Origin of the sequence: Bacillus cereus group sp. BceL291 (assembly GCF_051776705.1) — a bacterium.
GTDB classification, from domain to species: domain Bacteria; phylum Bacillota; class Bacilli; order Bacillales; family Bacillaceae_G; genus Bacillus_A; species Bacillus_A cereus.
Map to the genome: position 1 here is coordinate 1 of NZ_JBPWAP010000099.1, position 13908 is coordinate 13908.

A 13908-nucleotide genomic window follows, 5' to 3' on the forward strand; every position below is an offset into this window, starting at 1 on the left:
AATTAAACAATAAACAAATTAGATGGAGCGCCGTATGAGGTGAAAGTCTCACGTACGGTGTGGAGTGGGGGAAAAGGTAGAGATAACTTCAAATCCTTACCTATCACTAACCATCAGCTGGTGTTAATGCTGTAGAGAATAAGAATGGACGTGAACGAACTTTTAACCAGTCAATTAAGTTTTGTTTCCCTGCTACATATCCACCAATTACCCCAATTGCTTTTGATAATGTACCAATTTGGAAATCAACTTTATCAGAAAGACCGAAGTGCTTTACAGTTCCTGCACCTTTTCCAAGTACACCTGAACCGTGTGCATCATCTACGTATGTCATTAAATCTAACTCTTCTGCAATCTCAACAATTTCTGGTAGTTTTGCAACATCTCCATCCATTGAAAAGACACCGTCTGTAATTACCATTAATTTATTGTAAAGACCTGATTCTTTCGCCGCAATTGCTTTTTGGCGTAAATCTTCCATATCCGAATGTTTATAAACAATAATTTTTGCTTTTGATAGACGACTACCATCAATAATAGAAGCATGGTTTAATTCGTCTGAAAGAATTGCATCATTTTTATCCATAACAGCTGAAATCGCTGCCATATTACAGTTAAATCCTGATTGATAAGCAATTGCTGCTTCTGTATGTTTAAACTTTGCAATTGTTTCTTCTAACTTAATATGCAAATCTAAAGTACCGTTAATTGTACGAACAGCCCCTGCTCCAACACCGTACTTATGAATAGCACCAATTGCTGCTTCTTGCAAACGGCTATCTGTTGCTAATCCAAGATAGTTGTTTGAAGATAAGTTAATATATTCTTTTCCGCCAATTGTAATGATCGGTCCATTTGAACTCTCAAGCGGATCAATTACGTTATAAAGCCCCTTTGATTTTAAATCCTCTAAATTTTCTTCTAAAAATTTCGCAAGTGTTTTACTAGACATCGTGAAGCCTCCCATCGTTCATGTAAGCGGATTATTGTCTTAATAGTTCTAATAATCCCTCTACTAGCTTAACACGTTTTCAGAATTTATTATAGAAAAATAGTTTAAAGTAACCGCTTACAATTTTAGATTATATATGATTCATTACAATAAATCTATTATTTACTTTTCATATTTGATAGAATTAAAAAAATATTTCAGGAGGTTTCAAACATGGCATTTACAGAATCTGATGTATACAATAACACAGCATTTTTCGAACAATATATGAAACGAAGATACCGAGAAAATAGCCCAAATGAATCCATTGAAAAACCAGTATTCTTTCAGCTCATTGGTCATGTACGAGGAAAACAAATTCTCGATTTAGGCTGTGGTGATGCTAAGTTTGGCGCGGAATTATTAGAAAAGGGATGCTACTCTTACACCGGCATTGAAGGCTCCGAACTTATGTATGAAAAAGCTAAAAAACAACTAGAAAATAAAAATGGATCTGTTCATTTTTTAAACCTCAAAGATTATACCTATCCCTCTTCCACTTTTGATTTAGTAACATCTAGACTCGCCTTACATTATATTGAACATCTTGATAGCATTTTTCAAAATGTGTTTCAAACTTTAAAAACAAGTGGCACCTTTACCTTTAGCGTTCAACATCCCGTTATTACTTCTTCGTTTGAAAGCTTACAAACAAGTGGTAAAAGAACGAGTTGGCTCGTCGATGATTACTTTAAACTAGGCAAACGGGTTGAACCATGGATTGACCAAGAAGTTATTAAATATCATCGTACAACGGAAGATTATTTCACATTATTACAGCAAGCCGGATTTACCATTACATCATTAAAAGAAGCTACACCAAATCCAACCTATTTTCAAAATGAAGAAGAGTATAAACGTCGCTTACGTATTCCTCTCTTCCTCTTATTTTCTTGTACCAAATAAAAAAAACGATGAATCACTCATCGTTTTTTTTATCTCATTACCTGAGCAACTTCTTTAACTACACGTCTTCCTCTTCCGTGAGGTATACAAAGCGGTGTTCCAAACAACGGATCCGTACTAATTTGACACTCCATTCGGAATACATCACGTACTAGTTTCTCATCTACCACTTCTTCAGGTTTACCTTGTGCATATATTTGTTTATCTTGAATGGCTACAATGTTATCTGCATAGCGACATGCTAAATTTAAATCGTGTAATACCATGACAATTGTTCTTTGTTCTGTTTCATTTAATTCGAATAATAAATCTAGCACCTCAATTTGGTGAGTCATATCTAAATATGTAGTAGGCTCATCCAGTAAAATAATATCTGTATCTTGTGCAAGCGTCATTGCAATCCAAGCACGTTGTCGTTGTCCACCTGAAAGAGCATGCACATCACGCTCAGCAAATTCTGTCATACCTGTTGCTGCAAGTGCCTTCTGTACCATTTCCTCATCTTTTTCTGACCACTGTTTCAGCCATGTTTGATATGGATAGCGTCCTTGTTTTACAAGTTGCAATACTGTAAGCCCTTCAGGTGCTTGCGGTCCTTGCGGTAAAATTGCCATTTGACGAGCAATTTGCTTAGTTTGCATACTTTGAATAGCTTGATTATCTAACAAAATGTCACCAGTTGTTGGCTTTAATAATCTAGCTAGTGAACGTAATAAAGTTGATTTCCCGCAACCGTTGGAACCGATAAAGATTGTAATTTCACCTTTTGGAATTTCTAAATTCAACTCATCAATAATAATTGTTTCACCATAAGACAACGTCAAACGTTTCGTCTCCAATGCTTTTTGCATATTCATCTCCCTTTATGAATTCCGACTTTTATAAAGTAAATAAATAAAATAAGGTGCACCAATTGCTGATGTAAATACCCCTGCTGGAATTTCAAGTGGTGTGAAAACTGTACGCCCAATTAAATCTGCAGCAAGTACTAGAATTGCACCAACAATAGCTGCAACTGGGAGTAATGCACCGTATAAAGAACCAACTAGCCTTCGTGAAATATGAGGTGCCATTAAACCGACAAATCCAATTCCTCCGGCGAAGGCAACTGCTCCCCCAATTAAAGCCGTACTAAGTAATAACATGAATACGCGTGACTTCGTTAAAGGAACACCAAGTCCTACCGCAATATCATCCCCTAGCTCTTGCGCATTTAAATGTCTAGCAGCTATAAATGATATTACCGTTAAAATGAGAACCCACGGTGCAAGCACCATAACGTTTTGCCATGAAGAACCATAAACAGTACCTGTAATCCATACATTCGCTTGACTCGCTTGATAAATTGGTGCTAACAACATAAACAAAGTCGTTGCCGCTTTCGTTAATGCCCAAAACCCCACACCAATTAAAACAAGACTAATCGGCGATAACCCGTCATTTCTCCATGCAAATAAATATACAAAAAGCGCCACAATCGTTGCCCCAACAAAGGCTGCTAACGGCATATAATGAATGCTTACAGTTAGCGCATTATTTTTATCACTAAATATAGCTAAAAACAATACAACTGCAACACTTGCCCCGCCCGTAATCCCGATGATATCCGGAGAAGCAAGTGGATTTCGAACGAGACCTTGTAAAATACATCCTGCTACAGCAAGCGCAATTCCTACGAGGATGGCAATTAAAATACGCGGCATACGAAACTTATTTACAACCATGTTAGACATCGCATCGCCATTTCCAGTGATCGCTTGCCATACATCATAAGGAGCAATTTTCATGTCTCCCATACCTGCACTCGCAAAAAATAATCCTATTAAAACAACTAATAAACTAAATAAGACGAGACAAGCTCGTTTATACATTAAAAACGAGGGCCCGCCTTTCCCTATACGAAACGGAATATATTTCTTCATTTGCTAAGCCCTCTCTTACGTGCAATATAAATAAAGAATGGAGCTCCAATAAATGCTGTCATAACTCCTACTGGTACTTCTTGTGGCATAATGACATATCTTGCTGCTATATCAGCTAAGATTAATAGTATTGCACCTAATAAACCGCTATACGGTACTCTCCACCTATGATCTACTCCAACTAGAAATCTGGCAAAATGCGGAGTAATAATTCCAATAAATCCAATTGGGCCAGCAACCGCAACCGAACCACCAGACAACAGTACAATAATAAGTAACACGAATGATTTCATTAAAATTGTTCGTTGTCCAAGTCCTTTCGCGACGTCTTCTCCCATCATCAATGTGTTTACTTTCCCTGCCATCATAAGAGATGCAATCCATCCTATTAATAAATATGGGAATACAGATTGTAAAATTTCTAACTTTCTCCCTTGCACAGATCCAGCAAGCCAAAATAATACCTCTTCAAGTGCTTTTTCATTTAACACAAGTAATCCTTGTGTTAATGATGAAAATAACGCACTAATTGCGACCCCTGCTAACGTTAACTTAAGAGGAGTAGTTCCTTCTTTTCCTAAAGAACTAGAAGCAAATACAAGTACAGCTGCAACCGCCGCTCCTAAAAAGGCAATCCATGTGAAAGCTGATAATGATGTTACTGAAAAGATTACAATTGCTACAACTATGAAGAACGCAGCACCTGAATTTAATCCAATAAAATCTGGAGAAGCAAGTGGATTCTTAGTTAAAGTTTGCATAAGACAACCAGCAATGGCTAAACTAGCACCAACACTAGCTGCAATTAACGCCCTAGGCAGACGTACATTTTGAATAATAATATGTTCATTGGAACCGTTAAAATGGAAAAAAGCATCCAATGCTAGTTTCCAACTCGTATTTGTATACCCGAAAATAATACTTCCCCAAATACAAATAACGACTGCAATGATTCCAACAAATAATCCAATCCATTTTGCTCGATTTGTTTTTAATAACATGCAGCGTTTCCCCTTCAATGTATAATGATACGTTGTTAGTGTATTTCAACTTAATTCTCATTGTCAACGGAAATGAGAATTATTTTCATCCATATGTATTGACAATAAAAAGATAAAGACTTAACATCATGCTTGCTATTGAAAAAATTCTCACTATGTAGGGGGTACATAATGAATTTCATGCGAAAAAATTCGTTTACAGTATTTGTATTTTTATTAGCCTTTTCACTACTTTTAAGTGCTTGTGGAAAATCAAATACGAAAGAAGATACAAAAGAAGATACAAAAAAAGAAATGATTACGGTTGAACATGCAATGGGTAAAACAGAAGTTCCTGCTAATCCAAAACGTGTAGTTATCTTAACAAATGAAGGAACTGAAGCTTTACTTGAATTAGGTGTGAAACCAGTTGGTGCTGTAAAGTCTTGGACTGGTGACCCATGGTATCCACATATTAAGGATAAAATGAAAGATGTAAAAGTTGTTGGTGATGAAGGACAAGTTAACGTTGAAACAATTGCTTCTTTAAAACCAGACTTAATTATCGGTAATAAAATGCGCCACGAAAAAGTGTACGAACAACTAAAAGCAATTGCACCTACTGTGTTCTCAGAAACATTACGTGGTGAATGGAAAGATAACTTCAAATTTTATGCAAAAGCATTAAATAAAGAAAAAGAAGGTCAAAAAGTTGTAGCTGATTACGAATCACGTATAAAAGATTTAAAAGGCAAACTTGGCGATAAAGTAAACCAAGAAATCTCTATGGTTCGTTTCATGCCTGGTGATGTTCGTATTTATCATGGCGATACATTCTCTGGTGTTATTTTAAAAGAACTTGGATTTAAACGTCCTGGAGATCAAAATAAAGATGATTTTGCAGAGCGTAACGTATCTAAAGAGCGTATTTCTGCTATGGATGGTGACGTATTATTCTACTTCACATTCGATAAAGGAAATGAGAAAAAAGGATCTGAACTAGAAAAAGAGTATATAAACGATCCTCTATTTAAAAATTTAAATGCAGTAAAAAATGGTAAAGCATACAAAGTTGATGACGTTATTTGGAATACAGCTGGTGGCGTAATGGCCGCTAACCTACTATTAGATGACATCGAAAAACGCTTTGTTAAATAATATTTCCTTAACCAGCTCCCTTCTGTGGAGCTGGTTATTTTTCAATTCACTTAAATGTCACATTATTTCGTTTTGTATTTTTATTCCCAATATGTTATATTGAGAAAGTAAATAGAATATATTTTCTTTATATCAGAATAAGTGTTTTAATCTAAATTTTCTGATTAATCACTATTTTATTTTCTTTTAGAATTCAATTATTACATTTGAAAACGCTTATCATCTCGTTTTCAGGGCAAAATACAGTAACGGTCGAAGAAAAATAGAACTTTTTTAGAAATTTTCTTTCTATTTCCATATAATTCTATTGACTTCTAAATATTTTGTAAATTAAAATGATTACATAAATATCCGTTATACAGGATTAGGGGGAAACAAAAATGGATGCAGCTTTAAAATTAGACAAAGCTGGAGAGCAACAATCACCAAAAAAACATCCACCAGGGTTATACTTGTTGTTCTTTACAGAAGCATGGGAAAGATTTAGTTATTACGGAATGCGTGGCTTATTAGTTCTTTATTTAACAACGAGCTTAGTAAGTGGCGGTTTAGGATTTGATAAAGCAGTTGCCGTTCAAATTTACGGTATTTTCACAATGTTAGTATACTTCACACCGATTCTCGGCGGTTGGTTAACTGACCATTTCATTACGAAACGACATGCCATTACTATTGGCGGTATCATTATGGCGATTGGTAACTTCGTACTATTTTCAATGAATACGAAAACTGGACTATTTTTAGGATTAGGCTTATTAGTTATTGGTAATGGATTCTTCAAACCAAATATTTCGACTTTACTAGGTCAATTATATAGCGACAACGATTCTCGTCGTGATAGTGCCTTCACTATCTTCTACATGGGAATTAACTTAGGAGCTCTTATCGCTCCATTCATTTGCGGTTACTTCACAGATTACAAATATGGATTCCTAACAGCTTGTATCGGTATGATCATTGGACAGGTTGCTTTTAATTTCTTAGCACCTCGTTACTTAGGAACAATTGGTACAACTGTTGTAGGTAAAAAGTCTAAAGAAAAGACTGCAAAAGTAATTGAGAAAAAACCTTTAACATCACAAGAGAAAAAACGTACAGCTGCAATTTTAATTTTAACTTGTTTCGTTGTATTCTTCTGGGCAGGCTTTGAACAAGCTGGTAGTTCTTTAACACTTTACACAGATAAGTTCGTAGATCGTACAATTGGTGGATTTACAATTCCAACACCTTGGTTCCAATCTGTAAACCCACTATTCATTATCTTACTAGCATTACCTGTTTCAGCTTTATGGATTAAACTTTCAAAAACAAAAAATGGTGATTTAAAAATCCCTACAAAAATGGCTTTCGGTATGATTTTACTAGGAATCGGGTACTTAGTTTTAACTTTAGCTGTTCTAAAAACTGGTAGCGATGAAGGTAACATTACAATGAAGGCAAACTTACTATTCATTGTATTCACTTACATGTTCCATACAATCGGTGAATTATTCTTATCACCAATCGGATTATCTATGGTTAGTGCAATCGCTCCTGTTAAATTAGCATCATTATTAATGGGTGTATGGTTAGCTGGTACTGGATGTGCAAACTTCTTAGCAGGACAATTAGCTGCTTTCACTCAATCTTTAGGATATTTAGAAGTATTCGCAAGCATCGGTATTATCGTAATCGTACTGGGATTAGTACTTCTTATGTTCTCTAAGAAAATTGCACATATGATGGAATAACAAAAAAGACGCTTCTAATTTTAGAAGCGTCTTTTCTATTACTTCTCCTCTAAAGCCGTCACGTTCACGTGAACGCTTTCTCCAGGATTAGATACATCATACACTTGAGCAACCCCGCTCTGCTCGTCACAGCTCTCAATCCATACTGGTACGCCCTCATATGTAACGTCAATTCTACTTGAAGAAGATAAGATTTGTTTCACACGTTTCACATCCATACTACTATCCCTCCTTTTGCTTACTACACTCCTTTCTATTTTTTCTTTTCCTTTTAGAATATATTCCGTAAGGCAGCATGTTGATTGATAGTCATTTCTTCCTCACATGCTAATATTTACTCTCTCGCTACCTTTCTGACAAATAAAAAAAGACGTATATTCTACACGTCTTTTTCCATAATATTCAAATTTTAAGAAAATAATGTTTTTACTACCGCACTTACTTTATCATTATGGATTTGATAATACACTTCTAATCCTCGTCTTTCAAAGCGTACTACTTTATTTTGCTTTAACTTCGTTAAATGTTGTGAAACAGTTGATTGTGGAATTTCTAATACTTCCTGTAGCTGTGTTACATTACATGTTCCTCTTTGCATAAGTTCCATTACTAGACGTAGACGAAGTGGGTGAGCTAACGCTCTTAACATTTGTACATCTTCTTCTGAAATACGACATTCGAATTGATTTTGGCTCATAAAGTTCCCCTCATTTTCGTTTTTATTTGCGTTTTTATGTTCTTTTTATTTATTTATATATCTGTTCTTATATTTCCTGTTACGACATAACTTTATCAACCTATAAAGCCGAAAAATTTTTCCATCTTCATCAGCAAAAATTCAGGAAAAAATCCTTGCTGATTTTGAATATTATACTATATGATATAACGAAAAAGCAAAATAATGGCCTACGAATACTTTGCTTGCAAACGTTGTTTTATCAGGCTTTTTGTTATATTTTCACCTCATTGAAATGCACAGTAACGGTATTGTAAAATACCGTCTATAATTGATAACCTATCGTAATGTAGTTGAACTATAATTAACCTCTTTGTTACGCTAAAAGGAATTTTCAGTAAAAAGAGATGATGTGATATTAAAAATTTGTTTCTTATTTTTTATTCGTATTGCAAGCGGTTGGATTGTTGTGCAAAACTTCCTATTAAATCCACTCACCGTTCCCCCCACTAGATCAAACAGGACAGATAATTGCATATATCAAACTTTATACTTAATATAAAAGACTTCATCTAATATACGCCTATAAGGAACATGCCATCTGAATAAGCAAAATAATATGCACATAGTTTATACAGCACACTTAAATTCATTTGAGTGTGTTTTTTGTCTACTTTATGAACAAAGCTTTTCTTTTAACACTATTATGGAATAATTATACTTTTTTACGTTGACAATAGTGTTGAAGGAGAATATACTAAGCATGTAAGTTGATTGTGAATAGTTTCACAAATAATGTGAATTTCTTCACATATAATAGATAGGAGTTGTCATTATTATGAGTACTTGGACACAAATTTATGACCCGTTAAACAATATTTGGTTATCTGCACTAATCGCAGCACTTCCAATCTTTTGTTTCATCATTTGTTTAATGGGATTCAAAATGAAAAGTTACATGGCTGGTCTTTATAGTGTGATTGTCGCTATTATCCTTGCAATATTTGTTTATAAAATGCCAGCAACAGTAGCTGTAGCATCTGCCGGATTCGGTGTTTTATCTGGATTTTATCCAATTTGTACTATCGTTATCGCTGCAATTTTCCTTTACAAATTAACTGTTAAAACAGAGCAATTCAATATTATTCGCGATAGTATTTCAAGCATTACAAATGATCAACGTTTACAAGTATTATTAATCGCTTATTCTTTCGGTGCTTTCTTAGAAGGCGCAGCTGGTCTAGGGGTTCCAGTTGCTATTACAGCTGCACTACTTGTGGGTATGGGCTTTAATCCATTAAAAGCAGCAGGTATTTGTTTAGTAGCTAATATTGCTGGTGGTGCTATGGGTGCTATGGGTATTCCAGTTACAGTACCAGCACAATTAACTCAACTTGACGCATTAACTATTGGTCGTCAAACTGTTCTTATTTTACCTTTCATTAGTGTTATCTTACCTTTCTTACTTGTTTCAATGGTCGATGGAATTAAAGGTATTAAAGAAACTTGGCAAGGTATTCTTGTAAGTGGTGTTTCTTTCGCTATTACTCAATTCGCTGTAACTTACTTCTTAGGCGCAGAACTTACTAATATTTTCGCAGCCGTTGTAAGTATGATCTCTCTTGCATTATTCTTACGTGTTTGGCAACCAAAATCTTCTACTAAAGAAGAAAAACAAGAAACTAAAGTATCACATACATTCAATCAAATTTTATATGCTTGGTCTCCATTCGTATTCTTAACTGCATTTGTAACAATCTTTAACTTAAAACCGATTAAAGCTTTATTTGCTCCAGATGGTGCGTTAGCAAACTTAGTATTTAACATTCAGTTCCCTGGTCTTCATAATGCTGTTATGAAAACTACACCAATTACAAAAGCTGATACACCTTTCGCAGCTGTTTTCAAATTTGATGTATTCTCTTCTACAACTACTGCGATTGTACTAGCAATTATCGTTTCACTTATCGTTTACCGCGTAAAAGGTAAAATGGTTAAAGAATTAATGATTGAAACAATGAAAGAATTAAAAGCTCCAGTATATACAATTTGTAGCGTTATCGCGTTAGCTTACGTAGAGAACTACTCTGGTATGTCATCTACACTTGGACTTGCATTCTCTTCTACTGGTAATGCATTCCCAATTCTTTCTCCAATCTTAGGATGGATTGGCGTATTCATTACAGGTTCAGTAGTTTCAAGTGGTTCTTTATTCGCACCACTTCAAGCAGTAACAGCAGACCAGTTAAACATCGTCCCTTCTACACTCGTTGCCTTAAACGTAGTAGGTGGTACAATGGCAAAAATGGTTTCACCACAATCTGTAGCAGTTGCTTGTGCCGCAGTTGGACTAGTTGGTAAAGAATCTGCTCTATTTAAAACAGCAATGAAATACAGTTTAATCTTCTTAGCTGTTATTAGCTTACTTCAATTAAACGCTGTATTTAATATCTTTTAAAAATAAAACACCGATCCAAATGGATCGGTGTTTTTCACATTACATTTCTTTATTTTTTAATAAAGAAGCTCCAGCAATTTCAGGGTGAGTCATTTCGAATGGATCTAAAATAATATCCAATTCCTCTTCTGTCAGTACACCATGCTCTAAACATAACTCCCTAACAGATTTTCCTGTTTCAATCGCTTCACGTGCAATACGAGATGCTGCTTCATAACCAATATGAGGATTAACTGCTGTAATAATTCCAACACTTTTCTCAACATATTGCTTCAGCAATTCTTCATTTGCTGTAATTCCTTCAATACAATATTCACGGAATACACGGAATCCATTATTCATAATACTAATAGATTGAATTAAATTAAATACAAGCACAGGCTCCATTACGTTTAACTCTAATTGTCCCGCTTCTGATGCTAGGCAAATTGTATGATCATTTCCAATTACTTGGAATGCGACTTGGTTAATCACTTCTGCCATAACTGGATTTACTTTACCTGGCATAATCGATGAACCTGGCTGACGTGCTGGCAATTGAATTTCAGCCAACCCAACACGTGGCCCAGACGCCATAATACGAAGATCGTTTGCAATTTTAGACATGTTCATCATACATACTTTAAGTGCTGCAGATACTTCTGTGTATGCATCTGTATTTTGCGTTGCATCAACTAAATGCTCTGCACCAACAAGTGGGAACCCACTAAACGTTCTTAAATGTTTTACCACCTGTTCAATATACGTAGGATTTGCATTTAATCCTGTACCAACAGCTGTCGCCCCCATATTCACTTCATATAAATGTTGACGAGACTGTTTAATTCTTTTTATATCGCGCGCAAGCACTCGGCTATACGCTTCAAATTCTTGTCCAAGGCGAATTGGTACTGCATCTTGTAAATGTGTGCGTCCCATTTTAATAACGTGATCAAACTCTTTTGCTTTTTTAAGAAAAGCAGAATGAAGTTCCTCCATTGTAATAAGAAGCTTTTCTAACATCATAAGAGTTGCAATATGAATCCCTGTTGGAAACGCATCGTTCGTTGATTGGGCCATGTTCACATGAGTGTTTGGGCTAATTTTCGCATACGCCCCTTTTTCATATCCCATACGTTCTAACGCTCTATTCGCAATTACTTCATTTGTATTCATATTAATAGAAGTTCCGGCTCCGCCTTGAATAGGATCCACGATAAATTGATCATGAAACTTTCCATCAACAATTTCTTGCGCTGCTTCTGCAATTTCATGTCCAATGTCTTTAGCTAAGTAACCAGTGTCTATATTCGCAAGCGCCGCCGCTTTTTTCACAATTGCCATTGCTGTAATGAGTGATGGATGAATGCGATATCCTGTAATTGGGAAGTTTTCTACGGCACGTAATGTTTGTACACCATAATAAGCTGCACTTGGTACTTCTTTTTCACCTAAAAAATCTTTTTCTATACGTATATCCTTCGTTGCTATCATTTTTATCACCTATACTTTTTCATTCTAAATCCTTATCCAAAAAATCCGCCCTCTAAAAACACGAGTATCATTCAGAAGAATTTTTCAGTATCCACCTTCACTATATAGCACCTTTTTTGAAAGCGCAAACATTTATTTTTCTGTATATCCTTTTTATTAAAGTTTATAGAAAATCATTCTCCTACTTTCCTTATTTCCACTCGTTTAATTTGATGCATATCCTTTTCAAGGACTTTAAAATAAAAACCGTGTTTCTCAATAATATCTCCTTCAGCAACGATTTGTTTTTGTACCATAATCCAGCCACCAATTGTATCTACATCATCAGCAATTAAATGTATGCCAAGCAAATCATTTACTTCACTAATAAGCACTTTTCCCTCTACGATTTTATAACCTTCACTTACATGCTCTATAGGTGGATTCTCATCTTCATCGTATTCATCTCGAATTTCTCCAACAATTTCTTCTAAAATATCTTCTAGTGTAACAATCCCTGCTGTACCACCATATTCATCATACAATACAGCTAATGGAATGTGTTTTCTTTGCATTTGTAATAGTAAATCATGAATTGGAATATTTTCTAGCACTTCAATAACTGGCCTTGTATATGGCATAATCGAGCACTCCTCGTCCCGATTACCATCCATATAACGAATAAATAAATCTTTTACATTAACCATCCCAATAATTTCATCTTTATCTTCACCAAATACAGGATATCTCGTGTACTTTTCTTGCGCGATTACTTTAATATGTGTTTCAAATGGTTCGTCCTCATATAAGCCTACAACTTCCGTACGAGGTACCATAATTTCTTTTGCTACTCTATTATCAAATTCAAAAATATTATTTACATATTTAAATTCCCTTTGGTTAATCTCTCCGCTCTCATAGCTCTCAGATAAGATTAACCTTAATTCTTCTTCTGAATGAGCTACTTCATGTTCAGAAGCTGGATGTAATCCGAATAAACCAGTTACAACCCTCGCTGAACCATTCAAAGCCCAAATGAACGGATACATAACTCGGTAAAAATAAATAAGTGGTTTCGATAACAATAAGCTAACTTGTTCTGCTTTTTGTATAGCAAATGTCTTTGGAGCAAGTTCCCCAATGACAACATGTAAAAATGTAATTACTGCAAAGGCAATAATAAATGAAACTGTACTAGAAATTGCAGGTGAGAATTGTAATTTTAAAAACAACGGCTCGAGTAAATGTTTAATGGTTGGTTCCCCTAACCACCCGAGCCCTAAAGCAGTAATTGTAATACCTAGCTGACAGGCCGATAAATATTCATCTAAATTTGTAGTTACCTTTTTAGCGGCCAGTGCACCTCGTCTTTTTTCGCTAACGAGTTGATCAATACGACTGCTACGTACCTTAATAATTGCAAATTCAACAGCCACAAAAAATGCTGTTAACCCAATAAGAATGACTACCATCAATAATTTTAAAATATCCACATATGCTCTTTAGCTTTCTTAGCTAAAGTTACACCTCCTCGTATGATTAAGTTAGGTTTTTTAGGGACGGGATGTACCTATAAACCCAAGAGTATCTATTTTTATGAGATACTTAAATTTGTAGATAGAGTGTTGCCGACCA

11 protein-coding genes and 1 pseudogene are annotated in these 13908 nt (G+C 35.1%); 4 read left to right on the forward strand and 8 right to left on the reverse strand.

The features are described 5' to 3' along the window. Positions 1-112: 112 nt before the first annotated feature. Positions 113-952 (reverse strand): annotated as a pseudogene (locus ACS2CR_RS30500) (aminotransferase class I/II-fold pyridoxal phosphate-dependent enzyme); the annotation flags it as partial. A 213-nt stretch (positions 953-1165) separates the two neighbouring features. Here ACS2CR_RS30500 and ACS2CR_RS30505 point away from each other — a divergent pair. Beyond that, a complete protein-coding gene (locus ACS2CR_RS30505) occupies positions 1166-1897 on the forward strand; it encodes a class I SAM-dependent DNA methyltransferase (protein WP_053514413.1) in 732 nt (243 codons plus the stop codon). A 29-nt stretch (positions 1898-1926) separates the two neighbouring features. Here ACS2CR_RS30505 and ACS2CR_RS30510 read toward each other — a convergent pair whose 3' ends face one another. From ACS2CR_RS30510 to ACS2CR_RS30520, 3 genes are read right to left on the reverse strand one after another with little or no spacing between them, the layout of a single operon-like run. Next, positions 1927-2748: an ABC transporter ATP-binding protein gene (locus ACS2CR_RS30510; protein ID WP_001167963.1), complete on the reverse strand. Its 822-nt coding sequence runs from the start codon at positions 2746-2748 to the stop codon at positions 1927-1929. A gap of 12 nt (positions 2749-2760) precedes the next feature. Further along, positions 2761-3819 (reverse strand): FecCD family ABC transporter permease, encoded by a 1059-nt coding sequence (locus ACS2CR_RS30515; RefSeq protein ID WP_000760070.1) that lies wholly within the window; start codon positions 3817-3819, stop codon positions 2761-2763. After that, positions 3816-4820: a FecCD family ABC transporter permease gene (locus ACS2CR_RS30520; RefSeq protein ID WP_000925232.1), complete on the reverse strand. Its 1005-nt coding sequence runs from the start codon at positions 4818-4820 to the stop codon at positions 3816-3818. The genes ACS2CR_RS30515 and ACS2CR_RS30520 overlap by 4 nt, the downstream gene beginning before the upstream one ends. 171 nt (positions 4821-4991) lie before the next feature. Between ACS2CR_RS30520 and ACS2CR_RS30525 the strand changes: the two genes are divergently transcribed. Both ACS2CR_RS30525 and ACS2CR_RS30530 read left to right on the forward strand, forming a co-directional pair. After that, positions 4992-5957, forward strand: coding sequence for an ABC transporter substrate-binding protein (locus ACS2CR_RS30525; protein WP_053514412.1), 966 nt, complete (start codon positions 4992-4994; stop codon positions 5955-5957). Between the two features lie 380 nt (positions 5958-6337). Beyond that, on the forward strand, positions 6338-7687 hold the full coding sequence (locus ACS2CR_RS30530; protein WP_000338318.1) for a peptide MFS transporter: 1350 nt from the start codon (positions 6338-6340) through the stop codon (positions 7685-7687). Between the two features lie 38 nt (positions 7688-7725). On the opposite strand, the gene ACS2CR_RS30535 is transcribed toward ACS2CR_RS30530, so the two are convergent. Next, positions 7726-7905, reverse strand: coding sequence for an acid-soluble spore protein H (locus ACS2CR_RS30535; protein ID WP_000382683.1), 180 nt, complete (start codon positions 7903-7905; stop codon positions 7726-7728). Between the two features lie 191 nt (positions 7906-8096). Further along, positions 8097-8384, reverse strand: coding sequence for an ArsR/SmtB family transcription factor (locus ACS2CR_RS30540; protein WP_000081428.1), 288 nt, complete (start codon positions 8382-8384; stop codon positions 8097-8099). Positions 8385-9201: 817 nt separating this feature from the next. Between ACS2CR_RS30540 and ACS2CR_RS30545 the strand changes: the two genes are divergently transcribed. After that, positions 9202-10821 carry an L-lactate permease gene (locus ACS2CR_RS30545; RefSeq protein WP_000109103.1) on the forward strand — a complete coding sequence of 540 codons (1620 nt, stop codon included), beginning with the start codon at positions 9202-9204 and terminating at the stop codon, positions 10819-10821. A 39-nt stretch (positions 10822-10860) separates the two neighbouring features. On the opposite strand, the gene aspA is transcribed toward ACS2CR_RS30545, so the two are convergent. Both aspA and ACS2CR_RS30555 read right to left on the reverse strand, forming a co-directional pair. After that, positions 10861-12294, reverse strand: coding sequence for an aspartate ammonia-lyase (aspA, locus tag ACS2CR_RS30550; RefSeq protein WP_000562127.1), 1434 nt, complete (start codon positions 12292-12294; stop codon positions 10861-10863). A gap of 173 nt (positions 12295-12467) precedes the next feature. Then, positions 12468-13766 carry a hemolysin family protein gene (locus ACS2CR_RS30555; RefSeq protein WP_053514411.1) on the reverse strand — a complete coding sequence of 433 codons (1299 nt, stop codon included), beginning with the start codon at positions 13764-13766 and terminating at the stop codon, positions 12468-12470. Positions 13767-13908: the final 142 nt, after the last annotated feature.

Bases quoted from the DNA above. Each gene is read 5' to 3' on its own strand.
- ACS2CR_RS30505 (WP_053514413.1), top strand. From the start codon at position 1,166: ATGGCATTTACAGAATCTGATGTATACAATAACACAGCATTTTTCGAA.
- ACS2CR_RS30510 (WP_001167963.1), bottom strand. From the start codon at position 2,748: ATGCAAAAAGCATTGGAGACGAAACGTTTGACGTTGTCTTATGGTGAA.
- ACS2CR_RS30515 (WP_000760070.1), bottom strand. From the start codon at position 3,819: ATGAAGAAATATATTCCGTTTCGTATAGGGAAAGGCGGGCCCTCGTTT.
- ACS2CR_RS30520 (WP_000925232.1), bottom strand. From the start codon at position 4,820: ATGTTATTAAAAACAAATCGAGCAAAATGGATTGGATTATTTGTTGGA.
- ACS2CR_RS30525 (WP_053514412.1), top strand. From the start codon at position 4,992: ATGAATTTCATGCGAAAAAATTCGTTTACAGTATTTGTATTTTTATTA.
- ACS2CR_RS30530 (WP_000338318.1), top strand. From the start codon at position 6,338: ATGGATGCAGCTTTAAAATTAGACAAAGCTGGAGAGCAACAATCACCA.
- ACS2CR_RS30535 (WP_000382683.1), bottom strand. From the start codon at position 7,905: ATGGATGTGAAACGTGTGAAACAAATCTTATCTTCTTCAAGTAGAATT.
- ACS2CR_RS30540 (WP_000081428.1), bottom strand. From the start codon at position 8,384: ATGAGCCAAAATCAATTCGAATGTCGTATTTCAGAAGAAGATGTACAA.
- ACS2CR_RS30545 (WP_000109103.1), top strand. From the start codon at position 9,202: ATGAGTACTTGGACACAAATTTATGACCCGTTAAACAATATTTGGTTA.
- aspA (WP_000562127.1), bottom strand. From the start codon at position 12,294: ATGATAGCAACGAAGGATATACGTATAGAAAAAGATTTTTTAGGTGAA.